Annotated in this window: 21 protein-coding genes; 12 read left to right on the top strand and 9 right to left on the bottom strand. The window is 47.6% G+C overall.

Features of this window, described 5'->3' with window-relative positions; genetic code table 11:
- Positions 1–9 precede the first annotated feature (9 nt).
- From HF638_RS08345 to HF638_RS08325, 6 genes are all read right to left on the bottom strand, one after another.
- A complete protein-coding gene (locus tag HF638_RS08345) occupies positions 10–957 on the bottom strand; it encodes a TetR/AcrR family transcriptional regulator (protein WP_169479800.1) in 948 nt (315 codons plus the stop codon).
- A gap of 231 nt (positions 958–1,188) precedes the next feature.
- Positions 1,189–1,320, bottom strand: a complete 132-nt coding sequence (locus HF638_RS28785) for a hypothetical protein (RefSeq protein WP_282435648.1) — start codon at positions 1,318–1,320, stop codon at positions 1,189–1,191.
- A 302-nt stretch (positions 1,321–1,622) separates the two neighbouring features.
- Complete coding sequence (locus HF638_RS08340) at positions 1,623–1,937, bottom strand: DMT family transporter (RefSeq protein WP_169479799.1); 315 nt, start codon at positions 1,935–1,937, stop codon at positions 1,623–1,625.
- On the bottom strand, positions 1,937–2,278 hold the full coding sequence (locus tag HF638_RS08335; protein WP_017691902.1) for a DMT family transporter: 342 nt from the start codon (positions 2,276–2,278) through the stop codon (positions 1,937–1,939). Before HF638_RS08335 ends, HF638_RS08340 begins: the two co-directional genes overlap by 1 nt.
- Positions 2,275–2,898 carry a TetR/AcrR family transcriptional regulator gene (locus HF638_RS08330; protein WP_169479798.1) on the bottom strand — a complete coding sequence of 208 codons (624 nt, stop codon included), beginning with the start codon at positions 2,896–2,898 and terminating at the stop codon, positions 2,275–2,277. Before HF638_RS08330 ends, HF638_RS08335 begins: the two co-directional genes overlap by 4 nt.
- A gap of 126 nt (positions 2,899–3,024) precedes the next feature.
- A complete protein-coding gene (locus tag HF638_RS08325) occupies positions 3,025–4,500 on the bottom strand; it encodes a phospholipase D family protein (RefSeq protein WP_169479797.1) in 1,476 nt (491 codons plus the stop codon).
- A gap of 268 nt (positions 4,501–4,768) precedes the next feature.
- Between HF638_RS08325 and HF638_RS08320 the strand changes: the two genes are divergently transcribed.
- The 9 genes from HF638_RS08320 to fni all read left to right on the top strand — a co-directional run bounded on the left by HF638_RS08320 (position 4,769) and on the right by fni (position 15,380).
- Positions 4,769–5,716, top strand: a complete 948-nt coding sequence (locus tag HF638_RS08320; protein ID WP_169479796.1) for a MerR family transcriptional regulator — start codon at positions 4,769–4,771, stop codon at positions 5,714–5,716.
- A gap of 266 nt (positions 5,717–5,982) precedes the next feature.
- Positions 5,983–7,533 (top strand): phytoene desaturase family protein, encoded by a 1,551-nt coding sequence (locus HF638_RS08315; protein ID WP_169479795.1) that lies wholly within the window; start codon positions 5,983–5,985, stop codon positions 7,531–7,533.
- Positions 7,530–8,993, top strand: coding sequence for a phytoene desaturase family protein (locus HF638_RS08310; RefSeq protein ID WP_169479794.1), 1,464 nt, complete (start codon positions 7,530–7,532; stop codon positions 8,991–8,993). The genes HF638_RS08315 and HF638_RS08310 overlap by 4 nt, the downstream gene beginning before the upstream one ends.
- Complete coding sequence (locus HF638_RS08305) at positions 8,990–9,862, top strand: phytoene/squalene synthase family protein (protein WP_169479793.1); 873 nt, start codon at positions 8,990–8,992, stop codon at positions 9,860–9,862. Before HF638_RS08310 ends, HF638_RS08305 begins: the two co-directional genes overlap by 4 nt.
- On the top strand, positions 9,862–10,629 hold the full coding sequence (locus tag HF638_RS08300; protein ID WP_169479792.1) for a carotenoid biosynthesis protein: 768 nt from the start codon (positions 9,862–9,864) through the stop codon (positions 10,627–10,629). Before HF638_RS08305 ends, HF638_RS08300 begins: the two co-directional genes overlap by 1 nt.
- Positions 10,598–11,359, top strand: a complete 762-nt coding sequence (locus HF638_RS08295) for a lysophospholipid acyltransferase family protein (RefSeq protein WP_169479791.1) — start codon at positions 10,598–10,600, stop codon at positions 11,357–11,359. The genes HF638_RS08300 and HF638_RS08295 overlap by 32 nt, the downstream gene beginning before the upstream one ends.
- 1 nt (position 11,360) lies before the next feature.
- A complete protein-coding gene (locus tag HF638_RS08290; protein WP_169479790.1) occupies positions 11,361–12,509 on the top strand; it encodes a glycosyltransferase family 2 protein in 1,149 nt (382 codons plus the stop codon).
- Complete coding sequence (locus HF638_RS08285; RefSeq protein WP_169479789.1) at positions 12,506–13,987, top strand: phytoene desaturase family protein; 1,482 nt, start codon at positions 12,506–12,508, stop codon at positions 13,985–13,987. Before HF638_RS08290 ends, HF638_RS08285 begins: the two co-directional genes overlap by 4 nt.
- A gap of 325 nt (positions 13,988–14,312) precedes the next feature.
- Positions 14,313–15,380 carry a type 2 isopentenyl-diphosphate Delta-isomerase gene (gene fni, locus HF638_RS08280; RefSeq protein WP_169479788.1) on the top strand — a complete coding sequence of 356 codons (1,068 nt, stop codon included), beginning with the start codon at positions 14,313–14,315 and terminating at the stop codon, positions 15,378–15,380.
- 150 nt (positions 15,381–15,530) lie between these two features.
- Here fni and HF638_RS08275 read toward each other — a convergent pair whose 3' ends face one another.
- Together HF638_RS08275 and HF638_RS08270 are read right to left on the bottom strand one after the other, a co-directional pair.
- On the bottom strand, positions 15,531–15,971 hold the full coding sequence (locus HF638_RS08275; protein WP_169479787.1) for a hypothetical protein: 441 nt from the start codon (positions 15,969–15,971) through the stop codon (positions 15,531–15,533).
- Between the two features lie 72 nt (positions 15,972–16,043).
- Positions 16,044–16,478, bottom strand: a complete 435-nt coding sequence (locus HF638_RS08270) for a hypothetical protein (RefSeq protein ID WP_169479786.1) — start codon at positions 16,476–16,478, stop codon at positions 16,044–16,046.
- 208 nt (positions 16,479–16,686) lie between these two features.
- Between HF638_RS08270 and HF638_RS08265 the strand changes: the two genes are divergently transcribed.
- Both HF638_RS08265 and ychF read left to right on the top strand, forming a co-directional pair.
- Positions 16,687–17,157 carry a GNAT family N-acetyltransferase gene (locus HF638_RS08265; protein ID WP_248278076.1) on the top strand — a complete coding sequence of 157 codons (471 nt, stop codon included), beginning with the start codon at positions 16,687–16,689 and terminating at the stop codon, positions 17,155–17,157.
- A 192-nt stretch (positions 17,158–17,349) separates the two neighbouring features.
- Positions 17,350–18,450, top strand: a complete 1,101-nt coding sequence (gene ychF, locus HF638_RS08260; RefSeq protein ID WP_017691917.1) for a redox-regulated ATPase YchF — start codon at positions 17,350–17,352, stop codon at positions 18,448–18,450.
- 143 nt (positions 18,451–18,593) lie between these two features.
- Here ychF and HF638_RS08255 read toward each other — a convergent pair whose 3' ends face one another.
- Positions 18,594–19,448, bottom strand: a complete 855-nt coding sequence (locus tag HF638_RS08255) for a carbon-nitrogen hydrolase family protein (protein WP_169479785.1) — start codon at positions 19,446–19,448, stop codon at positions 18,594–18,596.
- Between the two features lie 521 nt (positions 19,449–19,969).
- Here HF638_RS08255 and prfA point away from each other — a divergent pair.
- Positions 19,970–21,037, top strand: a complete 1,068-nt coding sequence (prfA, locus tag HF638_RS08250) for a peptide chain release factor 1 (protein ID WP_169479784.1) — start codon at positions 19,970–19,972, stop codon at positions 21,035–21,037.
- The last annotated feature ends 7 nt before the right edge of the window (positions 21,038–21,044 follow it).

Genomic DNA, 21,044 nt, shown 5'->3' with positions numbered 1-21,044 from the left:
TTCTCCTGTTTATGTGTGTGACGAGTCAGCTTGGATGAACCGGCTATACATGGCATCCAGAATATGCTGAAGCTCGGAGTGCAAAGGTTTAATGGCAGTTACGTTCTCCAGATTGTGCATCATGCCCAGAATAATGGCACGCCGCGGTGTGAATTCCATCATCTCCTGCCTCAGAATGGCAATGGTCTCAAGTGCATCATTCTTTGGTTGTCCAGTAGGCAATTCGGAGGCAGCAATATCCTGCATTTGCTTGATAATATGAATAGGATGCCGCATCACCGTGGAATCTGGATGGGGTTCGGTAATCCAGGCAGGCCAGTCCTCCAAAGGAATCAAAGGCAAAGGTCGCTGCTTAAGGAATCCGTGCGCTGCATAGTCCATCATTTGCAGTAAATTTGTTGCCATTTTGGTAACAGTAAGGGACGGCATCTCCGTAAACCAGATTTTTACGTAGGAGAGGAACAGCCCCTGTGTCAGCAAAATAAGGTCAATCGTATAAGGTTCAATCTCCGATCCGTACTGCTCCTCCAGCTTATCCTTAAACCAATGTAAGGTACGAACCTCCAGATCTCTTTGCAGCGGATGGCATTGTTCCTTGCGTTGCTGTTCATCATCCATCATCATGCTGCGCATCTGTACTCGCAAAAACTCCTTGAGTTCGGCAACATGGATGAGCAGTGTCTCGATCTGCTTGTGCAGACGTTCTCGCGAGGTGAGGCTGGTTTCATGCTCAATCTGTGTCATCTCGTCCATTAGTGTGTACATGCAATATTCCAGAGTACTGGCTTCTAATTCCTCTTTGGATTTGAACATGAGGTAAAGGCTGCCTTTGGACATCCCGCATAATTCTGCAATCTCTTGCATGGATGTTGCAGCACTGCCTTTGGATGAGAATAACTTGAGTGCTGTAGTAATGATGAGTTTTTTCTTCTCATTCATATCATGTATAGGGTTCATTAACGATACATTCACCTCATCAGGGAACTTGTGAGTTCTTGAATTGACTTTAAGGTCAAACCAAGTATAAACGATCTGGTTGAAGGAATTCAAATGGGAGTAAATTGGAAAATGAGAGTGGGTTAAGAAGTGATATCTGTATAGTGACATGAGGCTGAATCAAGGAAGTAGGCATAACAAGTAAGAAGTTGCAGTCTGTATGTACAATAAAAGTCACAAGAACGGATTAGGCTAGTTTTCTCCAGTGAAGGCGTAAAAGGCGAGTATGATAATGGTGATAAGTGCGATTAGGTAGAAGATAGCCATACCGATCAGAAGGGTATACCCAGTATAAGCACACATGCGTACCAATAACTTTCTCATGATTACACCATCCTTTCTTACGTAATAGAGTTTAGAGAGGTTCCCTATTTATATCATATCCCAAAAAAGACGACTTCCTGATCGAAGTCGTCTTTTTTATATTACTAAATTTAATAGATATCATAATGGAAGCTAAGAATTACACGATAACGGAGATTGCAGAACCAACTTGAAGAAACGAAGTGTTCGCCTTTATCACCGGATTTATCCCTCTTCAAAGGGGATAAAAGAAATCTGGGGATAACAGCGATCGGAAAGTGGTACTGCAATCGGAGATATAGAGTGTAATTCAGTTCGTTCCGTTATGTGATCAGTTTCAGACCAACCGCTGCCACCAAAATCATCGCGATAAACAGGATCCGTTTCGCTTCTTTCCGTTCACCGAACAGGAACATGCCTGTTATCGTACTGCCGACCGTCCCGATCCCTGTCCACACGGCATACGCTGTGCCCATCGGAATGGACGTCATGGCGTAGGACAACAGCGAGAAGCTGAACACAAACGACACCAGCATAAGTACGATGTATGGCCATCCTTTCTTGGTGGAGGCACCATTAATACCGATTACGCCGAAAATTTCACATATCCCTGCACCTACAATTGCCATCCAAGCCATTATACTGCACCTCCTTTGGCTTCTTGCTGATCCGTAACCAGCTTCAGTCCGATTACGCCGCAGAGCAGCAGCCCAATGAGCAATACTTTGGCCAAGCGGAATGGCTCACCGAACAGTACCATTTCCGTCAGGACGGTACCCGCCGTACCAATTCCCGTAAAGACGGCATACACCGTACCCACAGGCAGCCTTTTGGAAGCGGCAATGATCAGTCCAAAGCTGATCACGATGGCAATCCCCGTCAAAGTCCACTCCCAGGCATTCGAGGCATGTTTCAGCCCGCTTACCCAGACAATCTCAATAATTCCACCGATAAATACATATAACCAGTTGCGGTTCATCTTGTTGAATCTCCTTCCGGCACAACGCTGTGTGCCTCTTCGTTCAAATGATGAATGCCATGCCAGAAGACAGGCCAGGATGCTTCCAACCGTCTCTTGTACCGACGGGAACTTCCATAGATAATCTCCACGGTAATACCGTCGAGAAACGTCATGAATGCAATGGCAGCCTGTTCCGCGGGGATGGCCGGAATATCTCCATTACGCATGGCTCGTTGCAGCAGACGAGTTAGCGCGCGTTCCATTCCGTCGATAAACGGATATACCTGATCCATCACTTCGCCATACAGAGAAAGGGGTGGGTAAAAACAATTACGCAACATCAAACGAGCCGAAGCATGGGCATTGTATTCTTGTTCGAACCAGATCAACAAGCCTTTCAGCCTCTGCTCCAATGGCAGATCCGCATGATCACGGAAATATTCCAGTGTGTGCCGTTTTACCTCGTGAAAAGCAAAGGCCAGTGTGTGTAAAAACAAGTCATCCTTGCAGCTAAAATGCGCATATATGGACGGTTTTTTAATCCCGACTTCATCAGCAATAGCTCTCAGAGAAGCTCCCTCATAGCCATCTCTCGCAAAATGGAACAGGGCTGCATCCCGAATGGATTGTGCAGTCATTCAATCACCTTCCTAACGGTCGTTAGGTAATTATATTTTCACACTTCACATCGCCTGTCAAGATGAAAATATCCGCCTGCACAGTAGAGTACAGGCGGATATAAAAGGTATGAATGTGGTTTCTGATCAAAAGGTCGTAAGACCCAGAATCAGTTGCAACTTATATAGGATACCTTTCAAAAACGTAGTCTTCTCCTGAAATTCATCCAGGTCTAACGTGAACTCAGCATCATTATTATTCCAAATCCGCTCAAAATAATTCGCGATATCAACCGTGAACTTATTGTCTGGAGGTGCAGCAACCCATAGATCATTCTCCAGATTGTAGTCATTCATGTTTCGGGGCGTGAAGTTGGTTGAACCGCCAAGGACAATATGATCCCCGGTTGCTTTGGCAATATAGATCATCTTGGTGTGGTACTGCTCTTTGGTGGTGTTATACCAGCGTATCTGAATTTTACCGTCGGATTTATCATGTAATTCAGCGGCGACAGGACGGTTCGGTATGCCGATCTTTTCCTGACCAAAGGCATTCTCATTTGGATCGAGCACTAGCCGGATCTCGGTTCCTCGTTTCGAGGCTTCCAGCAGGGCTTCCAACACTTTCGGAGAGGCCACATAGAACATGCCCATCCATAAGGTGTCACCTTTGCCAGCTTGATTGATCTCATGGAGTACGGCGTCATTCACTTTGCCTTCAGTTAAATAGCGAATGCGTAGATCTCCTGTGTTTGAATCCGTGGAAGGGGCCGTGTAGGTCGGAACCTGACCGCAGCCTGAAATATCCAGTACAGCTTGCTCTGACTTAAGAATGTCCCCAATGATCGGACCAGTTACTTCAAAAGCAATGTTCGAGTGGTAGGCACTCGCATCATGGATATTGCCAGAAGAGACAATCGCCGTCTTCTCACTAACAACAACCTTGCGATGATTCGCCTTCACATTGAGCAGCTTGAGATAGGAACGCACAGTGACATCCGGACCATCCGTAGCCATCAGGTTTTTGATCCAGCCATCTCCGGATTGACCAAACCATTGGAAGAAGGTCCGCCAGACCGCAGAGTATACTGGAGTTGAATCACGCAGAGGGTCAACATCGGTGATGACCACGTTAATGCCGGCTTGTGTCATTTGTTCCAGCAACGGATTGGGTGCTGAGTTATAGTTGGTGTTTACTTCATCTGTAATGAACCAAATGTCCATGTCCGGGTGCTGATTTTTTTTGGCAACCAGCGCTTCGGTAAATTCGGAACTGACAGGTGGAAAGTTCTGTCCCTTATGTTGATAATTATTGAACAAGAACATATCGACCAGGACAAACTGTTCTGCTTCCTCCACAATCTGCATCATGCGCTGAAAGATCTGCTGTTCATGCTGCATCTGTCCGTCAGAGGAAGGATAAGTGAGGTCGTGCAGGAACTCGACTTGATCCACTCGATACTCTGGACTTTCATAGGAAATGCCAGGTGGTAATGGTTTGTAGGTCTGATAGAGCATGACGGCGATGAGCCATAGTGCCAATAGGACGAGACCTGTTCGTATGTATGGAAATTTGCCGCGTGAAGACTTGCGGTCTGATGTATGGCGGCGTAATGAGACCAACGGTGGACTCCCCCTTCTGTGCTTGCTGACTTCTATTACCACACGGATGTTAACGTTGACGCAGTATAGACCGGAAGGAGAGCAAATATATCCGTAAAATGCAGAACACTAAATTGGCAGGATGCAATCGACAGGTCTGTGACCGTTGTGTATAATGAGTGTATTATTTTTGTAGAATGTTGGGGTTTTCATATGCCTGACAAGGACGGGAACCAATGATATAACCTGTGTATTATGGACACATATAGGAAAGAAAGTGGGTAATAAAGTGTATTCCATCAAACAAGTCGCTGCCATGCTCGGTATCAGGGCGGTAACAATCCGGGCTTGGGAGAATCGGTATAGTGCGGTCACCCCTGAGCGGACGGAATCGGGTTATCGAATGTACACCGAAGAGAATGTTGCGGATCTGCGCTGGTTAAAAGAGCAGGTAGAGCTGCATCAGACCAATATTTCGGAAGCGGTACGGATGTTGAAAGTAAACAAATTAAATCCGCCCGAGGCGGCCGTGCCCACGCCGATCATGGCTCCGGTGCCAACGATGGAAGAAGCCTATTCACGCATGGCAGATCAGATCTATGACTCGCTCTACAACTTTCAGGGTGAACGTGCCAATGGTCTGATCGATTTTGGTTTTACCATGTACGGGTACGACTCGATGTTCTATCATGTGCTGGTGCCGATTCTGGTTCGGGTTGGAGATGCATGGGAGCAAGGCAGAGCTTCGGTGGCGCAGGAACACTTCATGACACAGCTGATATCACAGCGCTTTTATCAGTTTTTCCATCTGTTCCCGATCTATCCGCATCTGCCCAAAGTTCTGGCGTTGTGTCCGGAAGGGGAACATCATCAGGTGGGGTTGCTGCTGTTCTCTCTCTTTATGCGCAAAAATGGAGCGGAAGTACTGTATCTCGGTGCCAACACGCCAGAGGAAGGCATCTTCCCCATTATCCGGGAGCAAAAGATCAAGTTGGTCTGCCTGTCGATTACAAGTCCAGGGCTTCTTGAAAAATGTGATCAACTCGTCGAGCGTATTATGAACGAGTTCCCGCATATTCGCTTTGTACTTGGAGGTAAAGGTTATGAGCGTACAGAGCATGCGCGTTATCCACATTGGATCATGCCGGAGAGTTCTGCGGATTGGCAGTCGTGGATGGAACGGGAATATCTCGCAGAGCAACCACCCGGTGTACGGTTCGGACAGGCCAATAATTAAACATAATCTCAAATGATATGAATAGGTTAGTGTATAAAGGACATCCTTTGACGAAAGTGATCAAAGGGTGTTTTTTGTGTTTATAAATGGGTTAGTAGAGTATTTTGACCGACGGGTCATTTTTTAGTTTACAAGGCCGTATAATATTTGTATTATATTTGTATAATGTTTTTGCTAGTTACCCGCTTAAAGTGTTCTTGGGCGGTTTAATAATAGGTTAGGGGCTAGAGAACTATAGGAATTCCCTACATAGAAAGGTGAGTGGCATGATACCGAATCAACAACGCAAACGTGCAGCTGTCATTGGCGCAGGTCCTGGCGGGCTTGCAGCAGCGATGCTATTGTCCGGTCAGGGATACGAAGTAGATGTGTACGAGAAACAGCCAGTCATCGGGGGGCGTTCTGCCAGACTGGAACTGGGCGAATATCGATTCGACCGGGGTGCAACATTTTTGATGATGCCGCAGCTGATTGAAGAGATGTTCTATGTGGTCGGACGCAAATTATCCGATTATGTAGATATGAAAGAGCTAACCCCGCTGTATGCACTGAACTTTGGTGACAAGGTGTTCAAGCCTTCTCGTAATCGGGAAGATACAGCTGCACAGATTAAGGAATTGTTTCCGGGTAATGAGGACAATTACCTTCGGTTCATGCAAGAAGAAGAAGTGAAGTTTGGCAAAGTCATGCCTTTGCTCCGTCGTCCTTTTGGCAGGCTGACTGACTATTTGCGCAAAGATGCGGTAACAGCTCTACCCAAGCTTGATGTCCACAATACGGTCTACGGGATCTTGTCCCGCTATTTTACAGACGAGCGTCTACGCTGGGCATTTACATTCCAATCCAAATATCTCGGCATGTCTGCCTGGGATTGTCCAGGCACCTTTACCATACTATCGTTCATTGAGCATCACTACGGGTTGTTCCACCCCATTGGCGGTGTGAATCGGATCTTCCAAGCCATGGCCGATGTCGTGGAAGAACACGGAGGACGCATACATACTTCCACTCCAGTGAAACAGGTCATCGTTCGCAATGGTCGTGCAGAAGGTGTATTGCTTGAGAGCGGTGAACGCATTGAAGCGGACCATGTGGTTGTGAACGCCGACTTCGCTCATGCGGTGAACCATCTGTTTGAACCGGGCGTGCTTAAAAAATATACTCCTGAGAAAATGAAACGCAAAAAGTATTCCTGCTCTACAGCAATGTTGTATCTGGGTGTGGATGGTGAAGTAGATCTACCACATCACTCGATCTATTTTCCCGAGGACTACCGGTTGAACGTCGATGAGATTACAAAGCACAAAATGCTGTCTGCCGATCCATCTCTATATATTCATAACCCTTCCAGACTCGATTCGACGCTGGCACCGGAAGGAAAATCTGCTTTGTATGTTCTTATGCCTACGCCTAACCTTACCGCAGACATCGATTGGGATGCAGAACGGGAGAATGTGCAGGAGGCCATGATGAAACGCATGGAAGGCATTCCTGAGCTGGCAGACATTCGCAGCCGTATTGAAGAATGTATGCTGTTCACTCCACTCGATTGGGAGAATGAACTGGATGTGTACCGCGGAGCAACGTTCAACATGGCGCATAATTTGGGTCAGATGATGTATCTGCGTCCACATAACCAGTTTGAAGAGTTGAAAAGTGTATGGCTGGTGGGCGGTGGAACACATCCGGGAAGTGGGTTGCCAACGATCTTCGAATCGGCACGGATCAGCGTGAGGCTGATACAGGAAGAGGACGCGCGCACACGCTCGAAACCATCCTCTTATGTGAAGACCGCGGAAGCCGGAGGGCATTCATGAAGCGGGCCGCTATTGTAGGCGCCGGGATTGGTGGACTCACTTCGGCACTGTTGTTGAATCGTCAGGGTTGGGATGTCACCGTGTATGAACGGGGTTCCCGGGTTGGCGGACGCATTGGATATGAGCAGGAAGGGGAGTACCGGATCGATCAGGGGCCGACCATTGTGCTTCTGCCTGAGATGTTACTTGGCATCATGGAGGAGGCAGGCGTAGATCGTTCGAAGATTGAGCTGCTTCGCTGTGATCCGTTATACAGAGTGCACTACCACAGTGGTCGTGTCATGACCAAGATGACTTCACGTGAGGAGCAGACGTCGGAGATTGAACGTTTGTTCCCGGGAGAGAGCCGGGGATTCACACGGTTCATGAAAGATATGGACACGTTGTTTCCGGCAGGACGGGCCGCGTTTCTGGAAAGGGCTTTTCCACGCAAAAGGGATTTCTTCACACCTTCTCTCATGTCACTCATGGGCAGATTGCGTGCCCACAAAAGTGTTCGGAAAGCGGTAGGCGATTATTTTCAGCACGAGGAATTACTTGATGCGTACTCTCTGCAAAGTCTATACATCGGTGGATCACCGTTTGGGACGCCAGGCATCTATTCTCTTTTGCCTTACGCCGAGCATGAATATGGCATCTGGATGGTCAAAGGCGGATATGCAGCATTGCCGGCCATTCTGGAACAGGAACTGATATCGCGTGGTGGACGTGTCGTGCTGAATTCGGAAGTGACAGGGCTCACCATTAAAAATGGTGTGTGTGAAGGTATAGAAACGGCAGCAGGCGCAGAAAATGTGGATGCAGTTATCTACAATGGAGATTTCCCCCATCTTTCGGGTTTTCTTGGTCAGTCCCCAGAGGGAGCGCGGAAAAGAAAGCCGTATCGTCCCTCTTCCGGATGTGTATTGCTCTATGTCGGCGTGGACAAAACCTGGGAAGATGCTACGACACACCAGTTCTTCCTGCCACCGAGTCTTGAAGGTAGTTTACAGGAAGTCTTTAATCAGCGACGCATTCCGGCAAAGTCCTCATTTTACGTATTTAATCCGGTCGCATTGGATGAAACTGCAGCGCCTCAAGGACAGAGTGTATTGTATTTCCTCATTCCCGTACCAGATGCCGAAGGTGTCGACTGGGATCAGGAGAGCGAAGCATTGGCAGAACGGGTACTGGACGAAGCGGAGCAACGGGGATTCCCGGGACTTCGTGCAGCGATCAAGTGGAAAAAGGTACGTACACCCGCTGACGCAGAGCGAGACGGGCTCTATGGGGGCGGAAGCTTCGGTATTGCGCCAGTATTGTTCCAGTCCGGTGTATACCGACCACAACCCAAACCATTCCCCAATATACAGGGATTATATGCCGCAGGAGCATCTGTACATCCTGGAGGCGGAGTGCCGATTGTGATGCAGAGTGCACGGATGGCCGTCAATCAACTCATGAAGGAGATGGGAACATGAATGAAGCGATTTTGAGCAGGTGTGAAGAGTTGATGCAAAAGGGTTCTTCCTCTTTTTATCAGGCCTTTAGAGGGCTGCCTAGTCCACGTCGGGAAGCGGTATATGTCATTTATGCCTTCTGCCGCATGATTGATGACAGTGTAGACGAGCCGGAACATTCGCCCTATACGATTCACGAAATCCATGATTTGTTTGATCAGTTGGATGACGCGGAAGGACATTTTATCTGGCCAGCACTGAGATGGTTGTTCAGCAGTTTCCCTCATCTGGATAAGGGGCCATTTTTCCGTCAGATGGAAGGGCAGCTCACGGATCTTAAAGTAACGCATTATACAACGATGCAGGAACTGGAGCATTATTGTTATCTGGTAGCGGGAACCGTAGGCGAGATGTTGTTGCCTGTATTGCGGGATGATAACGGCGCGGAAGTAGCCGTGAACGGGATTGCTTTGGGTAAAGGGATGCAGATCGTCAATATTATTCGGGATGTTGGTGAAGATCGGGCCAGAGTGCGCCGGTATGTTCCGCTGGAGATCATGGAGAAGCATGGTTACACCGAGCAGGACTTCGAAGACGGGATCGTGGACGAACGCTTTATTGCCATTGTTCACGAATTAAAAGCGGCAGCATTGAACTGGTTCCGTATTGGCATGGATCGTCTGGATACGTATCCAACGGAAAGTGCGTTTTCGATCGAGCTGGCAGCAGCCTTTTACTCCACTATTCTACACGCGGTTGAACGCAACGACTATGACGTATATACCAAGCGGGCCTATGTTAGCGATGAATTGAAACTGGAGATGCTGGGTGCGATTGTGAAACGTTACCCGATGCTGGCCTTCCAAGCTTCCCGAACGGCGGTATCCTGATGGTCCAGTGGCTTTACTGGGCGTGGTATGTCATTGGAGCCGTCTTGATGCTGACGATCGGTGTGCCTGACGTATTATCTTTTTCAAATGGTTTATTTCTAATCTTCTACGCATTGTATGTGCTGGATCTGATCTACCAAGGGCGTAATCGGACAGGTCTGTCCGACCAGTCAGTCATCTGGTTGAAACCCGGACTCTGGATAGCCTCTGTGATCATCTGGCTGGGAGGTATGGGCGTGGAGTGGGTAGGGGTTCATACCCATTGGCCTTTTGGCGAGTATGCTTACTCGGACTTCTTTGGGATTCATCTGTTCAGTGTGCCAGTTACGCTGGGTTTCGCCTGGATCGCAGTGGTTGGTAACTCCGCGCTGTTAAGTGGTGGCGGTTCAACTTGGACTGGCAAACTGCTTCGGGCAGTGAAGACCGGGTTCTGGGCAATTGTACTCGATTTGGTACTCGACCCTGTTGCACATGCGAGAGGATTCTGGGAGTGGCAAGCTCCAGGTGGTTTCTACGGTGTTCCGTGGACCAATTACATAAGCTGGTTTATCATGGGCGCATTCTTATCCCTCTTCCTTCCGGCCATGCCTAATGACCGTAGCTCATTGCTACGTGCCAAATGGTTGTACCAGCTGTTTATTCTTCTGTTCGGTCTACTTGCCCTAAAGGAAGGAATTACAGGTAGCTTTATCATCGCTATTGCTGGTGTGCTTCTTGCCGAAGGGAGCTGGATCTATGATTCGCGCCGTAAAATCAAAACCGTTTAATCAGATTTTTTCCTTATACAATCACTATTATCTGCTGCGTCGGCGCTTCCGCTCCTTCACTCTTTCGGGGTCATTGGACCCCCAGGTGGATATCCGGGACAACTCCCCGATTGATCCAAACCGTCCGGTGATCTATTTCATGAATCACAGTTCCTGGTGGGATGGTCTGCTGCTCTATCATGCGGCCAGGCAGACATCGCGGGGTGATCATTATGTGATGATGGAGGAGCAACAGCTTCAGCAATATGCTTTTTTTCGTAAATTGGGTGCGTATTCGATCAATAAGGAGAGTGCGTCCGGTATTCGGACCTCTCTACAGTACACCAGTGAATTATTGGATTCAGGTAAAAGGGTCTGGATTTTTCCCCAAGGAGAAATATTGCATCAGGAGGCCAGACCAATTCAGTTCCGTCCAGGCATCGGATTGTTGCTTCGTCGTTCTCCGAATGCCATCGCCGTACCGGTAACCTTGTGCCATGGGATGGTCCAGCATGATCTACCGGAAATATCGATGCAGGCGGGCCCGGCTGTGATGGAAGACTGGAAGGCGTTGAAGAGTGAAGAGATTGCCGCCAGACTCGGCCATGTGCTGGAACAGCAGTTAGACGATCATAGATCAGAGCTTATACGGATGGGGCAGGGAAGTTTGCCAGATGCGCTTCCGTTGATTCGTCATGTACGTTCGACAAGTGAAAAATACGATGCGGCACGAAAGCGGGTGAACCGTTAGCATGAATGCATCTGAAGTCTTCTGGATTGTGCTTACCTGCATATTGGGCATACAGTTGCTGTTCGCTCTATGGAACGTCTCCTGTCTGCCCAAAGTGCGTTCATTCCGAGCAGACCGAATACAACCACCAGACCTACTGGTCTCGGTGCTGATTCCAGCCAGAAATGAAAGACTACATATCGAAGGATGTCTGGAAAGTGTGCTCGCGAGCGATACGTCGGGATTCCGGATGGAAGTATTGGTGCTGGATGATCGCTCTGAAGATGAGACAGCGGCCATGGTACAAGCGATTGTGGATCGGGATTCACGTGTGCGTCTGCTGCATGGTGTCGATCTTCCCGAGGGCTGGATGGGGAAATCCCATGCGTGTCACAGGCTGGTTCATGAGGCCAAGGGAGAATGGTTTATGTTTGTGGATGCGGATGTGCGTCTCGAGCCAAGTGCCATTCGGCAGACTCTTGCAGCAGGGTGTGAGCAGAGCGGGGGGCTGGTAACCGGTTTTCCTTATCAAGTAACGAAGACGTGGATGGAAAAGCTTGTCGTACCGATGATGGTCTTCACCATCATCAGTCATCTGCCCATTTTCATGATACGCAGATCATCCAGTCCGATGTTTGTGGCCGCTACGGGGGCTTTTTTGCTGATTCATCGCTCCAGTTACGAAGCATCCGGTGGTCATGCTGCCATTCAGGCGCATCTGGTGGATGATATGAGTCTCGCTAAAGCAGTCAAGCGTGCAGGTCATCCGGTAATGCTGACCGATGTGCATGACGTAACAAATACCCGTATGTATCAGAACGGTGCTGAAGTATGGAATGGATACAAGAAAAACATGTACGAAGGTATGGGACGTAAAGACGTACTGCTGCTGGGTACGATGCTGATGTATACACTGATGTATATTGTGCCTCCGCTGGGCTTGATTATTGGACTCCTGATGGGCAGTTCGATGTCCATTTTGTATGGATTGTTAGGAACATTATTAGGTATGGCTGTGAAAAGAGTAGCGGATCATGCTGGCGGACAGCCCTGGTGGCTTGCCCTTCTGCAACCGGTCAGCATGGCCTGTGTCATTGCCATCGGACTTGCTTCCTGGCAGGCTGGCCGCTCGGGCAAGGGGTATGTATGGAAAGGTAGGCGGTACAGTTGAGAGGTAACGTCATTATAATCGGTGCAGGATTCGGAGGTCTGTCGTGTGCGATACGACTGGCTTCACAAGGTGTGCAGGTGACCATTCTGGAACGGCAGCAACATGTAGGTGGCAAGCTGCAGCAGATTGAACGGGACGGGTATCATTTTGACCGGGGACCGAGCACGATCACGATGCCATCGACCTTTCGTTCGGTCTTCGACCATGCGGGAGTAGCAATGGAAGATTACGTACAGTTATATGAATTAGAGCCGCGCACGCGTAATGTATTCGCAGATGGCACAGTGGTAGATTTGTCAGGTAATCGCGGGTGGATGAAGGAGCAGATCGCAGCGTACAGTCCGGAGGATGCGGCTCGTTATGATGCATTTATGGATGAGTCTGCTGCACTGTATGCGGAAGCCAATCGTCATTTTCTGGGTAAGTTGCTGCTGTCTCCTTCTGACAAATACAATCTTCAGATGCTGCGCAGCCTGCTCCGCGTGCGGCCAACGGTGAAGCTGGATAAGTTGCTGCGTTCGTATTTCCAGCATCCGCATACGCTCGCTATGTTCGGACGGTACGCGACCTATGTGGGATCATCGCCGTATCAATCGCCTTCCATCTTTGCAATGATGGGTCATGTGGAAGCAGAAGTCGGCATCTACGGGGTCAAAGGCGGAACCTATCAACTGATCGAAGGAATGACCCGGCTGGCTCGGGAAAAAGGTGTACAGATCATTACCGGCACAGAGGTCCGGCAGATTGTTGTTCGGAATGGCAAAGTGGCAGGCGTGGATACGGATCAAGGCTTCCGGGAAGCCGATCGGGTGGTTGCCAATGGAGATGTGCTTAGCGTGAATCGACTGCTGCTCGCACCGGAACATCGGAAAGAGATGAGCGATGCCCGTATACGGAAGTATGAGCCATCCATTTCGGGATTTGTGACGCTGGCAGGTGTGCGAAGACAATATGATGCACTACTGCACCATACGGTTTTCTTCCCGGAACGGTATGAACCGGAGTTTGACCATATTTTCCGCGACCGTAAAATGCCCGACGATCCGACGATCTACATCTGTTACTCCGGTTATTCGGAAGCAGGCATGGCCCCGGCGGGAGCCAGTAATCTATTCATTCTGGTCAATGCCCCCTACTTGTCGGATTCATGGAATTGGGAGCAGCAGACGGAACGTTATGGAGCGTTTGTACTGGAACAGTTGGCAGGACGGGGAATCACCGGGTTGAACCAATCCGATGTGCTGATCCGGTACACGCCGCGAGATATCGAACGGGATACTTTGGCGCATCAAGGGTCGATCTATGGCATCTCCTCCAATTCGGTAAAACAGACCTTTATGCGACCAGGCAACCGAAGCAAAGATGTCCAAGGACTCTGGTACGTTGGCGGAACCACGCATCCTGGAGGCGGCACACCGATTGTGACGTTGTCCGGACAGCTTGTTGGTGAGCAGTTGGCATCGGAAATTTTGATATAGTTCGTTGTGCAGGATGATGGAGTGAAATCTGTTGTGTTGATCCATATGCGTGTGCATCGTCTGTGCTAACCAGCTTTGAAGGTGCGACGGATGATCCGTGCTTTTGATTAGGCATAAGATAGTGGTGCTCCGAGATTTAAGTGAGACATTTGGTGTCGGGGCATCCTTTCAATAGATGGTTTGGAACGTTATACTGGATAGAGTTAAGTGGTAATGCTAATAGAATTGATGTTTTTGTCTTTTGAAAAAGACGTATATACATAGAAGCTAGGAACAGGCAGGTTATCCTGTCGATCCGCACGATTCTCACATAGGAGGTCTCATCATGAATGAACAAGAGCGAGCCGGCGAACGGCTGCTTCCCGAAGTGGCTACGGGAGAACGGAAGCTGGAACACGTGCGCCTCTGTCTTGAGGAGAATGTGGCAGGAGAAGGGGTAACCAGCGGCATGGAGCGGTATGCGTTTCGTCATCACCCACTGCCGGAGCTGGATTTTGAAGAGGTGCATCTGGAGACTTCCTTTATTGGAAAAAGGGTGCGTACACCCTTGCTCATCAGTTCGATGACGGGTGGAAGCAAAACAACGGGCGCCATCAATGAGCGCCTCGCACGAGTAGCAAACGCCAGAGGCTGGGCGCTGGGCGTAGGTTCGATCCGGGCTGCCGTGGAACAGCCGGAACTCGCAAGTACCTTCGATGTGCGGCGCTGGGCACCGGACATTCCGGTCATTGCCAACCTGGGCGCGGTGCAGCTGAACTATGGCTTCACCACGGCTGATTTCCAGCGTGCTGTAGATATTGCGGGTGCGGACATGCTCGTGCTTCATCTGAACACGTTGCAGGAAGTTTTCCAGCCGGAAGGCAACACCAACTTCGGCGGCTTATTTCAGCGGATTGAGAACTTGTGTCGCGAGCTAGACGTACCTGTTGGCGTGAAAGAAGTAGGTTTTGGCATCGATGGTGTGACGGCTCAACGCCTATATGAAGCGGGTGTCGCGTTTATCGATGTAGCTGGCGCTGGAGGTACAAGCTGGGTACAGGTGGAGAAGTACCGCAACAATAACCCGGTACGCCGGGTAGCAGCGGAAGCTTTTGCGGACTGGGGCATTCCCACAGCGGAGTGTATTCAGGAAGTACGAGCGTTGAACCCTACTGGTGCTCTGATCGGCAGCGGCGGACTGCACACTGGCGTGGATGCGGCTAAAGCCCTCGCGCTCGGGGCAGATCTGGCTGGTTTTGGTCGATCTCTGCTCGAATCCGCAGTAGCTTCCGATGATGCGCTGAATGAGCGGTTGGAACAGGTTGAGTTTGAACTTCGTACCGTGATGTTTGGTATTGGCGCAGGTCAGATTGAGGATTTGAAGCAGACGTCACGTCTGGTGGAACGGCGTTAGGCCGGGGTTGAAATGAAGATGATATAAACTTCATTAGGAGTTATTTAATTATATATTTTGAGTCTACTCATATTGCTTGCGATATAATCTGGAACAAAAATAGTGTAGAGGATACTTCATTAAGAAATATCCGCTACACTATTTATTATATTAAAATTGTCGGGCACTGATATTCACATCCATTTTATGACCTGTTGAACTATAGATATAAACTTTGACGTTTGTTGTTCCTATGACACCTATTCTTGTTGTTTTTTGAGTCCCTCTCTTGATTGGAATGTCAATTGGGGAGAGACTGCCCACGGTAATTTTGGCATAAACAGTATCCGTACTAGTATTGTTAATCCAAAGATTAGAAGTCTCTCCATTGTCAGGATCCAATGTGAAGGATTTTTCGTATGCATTGTAACTGCTGTAATTGAATGGTCTGATAAGCTGTATATCCATTGGAGTAACAATCGGATCCATAGTGATTGGAGAGGTGGTAAGAGCATCTTGCACTCTATCCTCTAATTCAATAGCACTAGATGGATGTGCAGAAAGTAATATAGATAGAGCTAACCCTGCACCTAAAATTACGTTGAATATCAATCTGATTTCCTCCTTTATGCTAGTGGTATGTAAAAATGTTTCAGTAATTCACATAATGGTATTTCTAAATTATTACATACATTCTTCTTTCACGGTGACATTCTCATTGGTTACAGTAACGTACGAATTGCCGGACAAGTATTCCGTATAACCGCATACCACCTCGTTATATGTTTTTCCACGACTGTCGGTAAATGTAAGGTAAACAGACGATTCTCCTGAAACTTGCAGCTGTGGAGCGAATTTTAGATTCTCACCGCTGGGGATATTCTCCTCCAATAAATGTAGGGAACCCTTCTCATTCGTGTTGAACGAGTTGCCACCTGTAGTCAGGCTTGTCTGAATATTGTTGAGGTCATAGTCAGACTGATTGTGGATCGTGATTCTTAAGTGGCGAAAAGGATCCATTGCATTAAGAAAGCTCATAAAAGCGACGATGGCGATTCCGAGTATGATAGCGGACAAGATAATCATTTTCTTTTTGGAGAATCGGCGACGTGTGTTCAATATGATCCACTCCCTTCCTTCATGAGGTATAAACGATGGGAAGAGATCAAAAGTTATAAACAAAATGGATAATATGAATATTGAAATCTGAATCGTCAGAATAACTTCATGCGCTAAGCGGGATAACAAGATACAATACGATATAGTAGTGCAATAAAAGAGTGTACAGAGATCTTACATAGAACACTCAATTGAGGAGGGAAACAAGTTGGAACTTTCTCCAATGAATCAGGAAGATTATGCGAGTTTTCGTATTCGCTCCATTAAAGATTTTGCAGAAGAAAAAGTAGAAGCAGGTACCTGGGCGGAGGAAGAGGCGCAGCAACTGGCGGAGGAATCTTATGAACGTTATCTGCCAGAAGGCTTGAATACACCGGGAGCGTATCTCTACAATCTGGTGCATCCTGTGGACGGCAATGTGGGGTATATCTGGTTTAATATCACGGATAATCGTCGTGGGAAGGATGCTTTTTTGCTGGATATTGTGGTTGAAGAAGCGCATCGTGGTAAGGGATACGGAACAGAGACAATGCAGGCGCTTGAACAGACGGCCTTGAGTCTAGGCGTGGATCGCATTGGTTTGCATGTCTTTGGACATAATGTGCGGGCGAGCAGCCTGTATCGCAAGATGGGATATGAGGTAACGGATCTGACCATGTACAAGGAAATTAAAGGGTAAACCTAATAGCGGATAATCTAGGCCGAACTTAAGATCTGCGCAAAACGAATTATCCGCAGTAACCGGGGATTTCGGGAAGCGGAAGGGACTCTGGTCGAATTGGCGAAGTTCCTTGATGCCTTGAGGTTTGTCATATATAATGTATAGGATTATCCATACCGAACAAGTAATCAATGAGGAGTTGTCATATACATGGCTTTGAAAGCAGGAATTGTAGGGCTTCCGAACGTCGGAAAATCTACGTTGTTTAACGCAATTACACAAGCAGGTGCCGAATCGGCAAACTATCCGTTCTGTACGATTGACCCTAACGTGGGGATCGTTGAAGTACCCGATGAGCGTTTGGACAAACTGACAGAACTCGTTGTACCTAAGAAAACAGTACCAACGGCGTTTGAGTTTGTAGATATCGCGGGTCTTGTTCGCGGTGCGAGCAAAGGCGAAGGTCTGGGTAACAAGTTCCTTGCCCACATCCGTGAAGTAGACGCGATTGTACACGTGGTACGTTGCTTTGTAGATGAGAACATTACACACGTCGATGGCAAAATTGACCCGGTAAGCGACATCCAGACAATCAATCTGGAGCTGATCCTGGCCGATATCGAGAGTGTTGAGAAGAAAATCGATCGCTCCAAGAAAAACATGAAGGGCGGCAACAAGACTGCCTCTCAAGAAGTAGAAGTATTGGAGAGAGTGAAGGCTGTTCTGTACGATGACAAGCCGGCACGCAGCATGGAACTTACGGATGATGAGCTTCTGATCGTGCGCGATCTGCACTTGCTCACCCTGAAGCCTGTTCTGTACGCAGCCAATGTAGCTGAGGACGAAATCGGCGACGTGGCGAACAATGCTTACGTGCAAAAAGTAAGAGAATTCGCAGCTGCTGAAAACGCAGAAGTGGTGCCGATCAGTGCGAAGGTTGAAGAAGAGATTTCTGAGCTGGAAGGCGAAGATAAACAAATGTTCCTGGAAGAACTCGGTATCGAGGATTCCGGTCTGAACCTGTTGATCAAAGCGGCTTACAAATTGCTCGGTCTGTACACATACTTCACAGCAGGTGTACAGGAAGTTCGTGCGTGGACAATCCGCAAAGGTACAAAAGCGCCTGGCGCAGCGGGTGTCATTCACACCGACTTCGAACGTGGATTCATCCGTGCAGAAGTGGTTTCCTACGACGATCTGGTTGCAGCGGGTTCCATGAACGGTGCCAAAGAGCGCGGACAACTTCGTCTTGAAGGTAAAGAGTACGTTGTAAATGACGGCGACGTTATGCACTTCCGTTTCAACGTATAGTTGTTACACCTTTATATGTAGATTCAATAACCAAAGCCCTACGATCTTCTCGTGAAGATTGTAGGGTTTTTAGTATCGATGTATGGGGCCACTTCAATCAATCGTAATGTACGTATGTACGGATCAATTCATATGAGGTTTGCTTAGTTACCAACAATAGTCTTGAAAGAATAGTGTTCTTTATTTATATCAAACGAATCTGCAAGCATTCTTTCACCATTTCTAGCTTGATTAAGAAGATCGGGGTCTAATTCAGCTATGAGCAACTCAACGTTGTCTTGCGAGGCATCAATTAGATTATCGCCTAGAGGGTTCCATATACCGCTATGTCCACACGTATCCCAGACTCCGGTTGTTCCAACGTGATTACACATCGCCGTAAATATCGTATTATCCAGAGCACGTGCAGGGAACCATACTCGTGACTCTTTATACCCCATTCCTTTACTAAAAAGAGAGCTACTCATATATAAATGACAGCCATTTTGTGCTAAAAGACGAGAATGTTCAGGGAAACCTGCGTCATAACAGATGGCCATCCCAATATTCCAACCCTTTAATTTAATGATGACCTGCTCATTATTGGTTGAAAACATTTCCTTCTCCGTTTGAAATAAATGAGACTTGTCATAAACGCCTACTTCATGTCCGTTGGAATCTATTATAATTGAAGAGATGAACACATCCTCGCCTCTTCTTAGAGGGGTTCCGATGATTGACCAAATGCCGTACTTTTCGCATGCTTGACGCAACTTTTCAATCCGCGCATCATTAATGGAAAGCGTGTATTCAGTTACATTGGATTCTACGATTTCTGGCACATATCCCGTCAGATATTTTTCTGGAAACATGATAATATCGGCATGCTCTTTTCCAGCTTCTTCAATCATCTCATAAGCCCTATTAACGTTCTCTTCAATATTTCCGTCGATCGAAGAACACTGTGCTAAAGCAATCTTTAATTTTTCTGTTGGAAAAGCATCTGATGTTAAGTTCATATCATCCATTCCCTCCTAAAATAAAATATCAAAACCATGAATTATAGCGTCGATTGTATATATTTCACAACATCAGAAAGAAACTTGAATGATCTATTTGTTACAATATTCCCGGTGGGCTAATCCATGAGCAGGATGGCCACGAGTGAAAGTTGATAAATTTGCATTATAAAAATTAGTTCATCCGCCTGCGGAACAGTTACTATTCAGAACCATAAGAATATGCTATAATTAAGAGTCGTATACCACGTTGGATTTCGCGCTGTAACAGATGAGCTGAAGCGAGCTTCACACAGGGTACACGATTTCTTGATATCACTTTAAAAGTAAAGGATTTGATGACGTTGTAGCGATGTTATACGTCGATCATACATGAATGTGAATACATGCTGCGGTCAGGGGATTCGGTGAGAATCCTGTGCGTTGTGGAATATAGATTATAGATGTTATGAATAATGAAACCGAAATAATTATTGAAAATTTTATTTGCATGGACAAAATAATGCGTGAGGTGACTATACATGTTGGATAAATTACAGGCGTTAGCCGACCGTTATGACAAGTTGAGTGAGTTGCTGTGTGACCCGGATGTAGCAAGCGACAATAAAAAGCTGCGGGAATATTCCAAAGAACAATCGGATCTGCAACCGACTTATGAAGCGTACAATGAGTACAAACAGGTAAGTGAGGATCTGGATGCTGCCAAGGAAATGCAGGGCGAAAAACTGGATGATGAGATGCGCGAAATGGTCAAAATGGAAATTGACGAACTGAGCACTCGCCAGAAGGAACTGGACGAATTGATTCGTGTACTCATGTTGCCAAAAGATCCGAATGACGACAAGAACGTTATTGTTGAGATTCGCGGCGCAGCTGGTGGAGATGAAGCAGCATTGTTTGCAGCAGATCTGTACCGTATGTACACTCGTTATGCAGATCAACAAGGCTGGCGTGTAGAACTGATGGACGTTAACACAAATGATCTCGGTGGATTCAAAGAGGTTGTTTTCCTGATCAACGGACGTGGTGCATACAGCAAAATGAAATACGAAAGCGGCGCACACCGTGTGCAGCGTATTCCAACAACTGAATCCGGCGGACGTATTCATACGTCAACTTCAACGGTTGCGGTTATGCCTGAAGCCGAAGATTTTGATATCGAAATTCATGACAAAGACATCCGTGTCGATACGTTCTGTTCCAGTGGTGCCGGTGGACAATCGGTTAATACGACGAAATCCGCAGTACGGGTAACGCACGTTCCAACGGGAATTGTGGCGACATGTCAGGATGGAAAATCACAGAACTCCAACAAGGAAAAAGCGTTGCAGGTTCTGCGTACACGTATCTTCGATATGAAACGTATGGAAGAGGAAGCGAAGATCTCTGTTGAGCGGAAGAGCAAAGTGGGAACAGGCGACCGCAGTGAGCGTATTCGTACGTACAACTTCCCGCAAAGCCGTGTGACGGATCACCGTATCGGCCTGACGATGCACAAGCTGGATCAGATCATGAACGGGGAGATTGAAGATATCTTGTCTGCACTGACGATTGCTCAGCAGACCGAGTTGATGGATAGAGGAGAATAATCTGTGA

Source organism: Paenibacillus sp. SZ31 (assembly GCF_012912005.1).
In the GTDB taxonomy this organism is placed as follows: Bacteria; Bacillota; Bacilli; order Paenibacillales; family Paenibacillaceae; genus Paenibacillus.
This window is presented reverse-complemented; position numbering and strand designations above follow the sequence as displayed.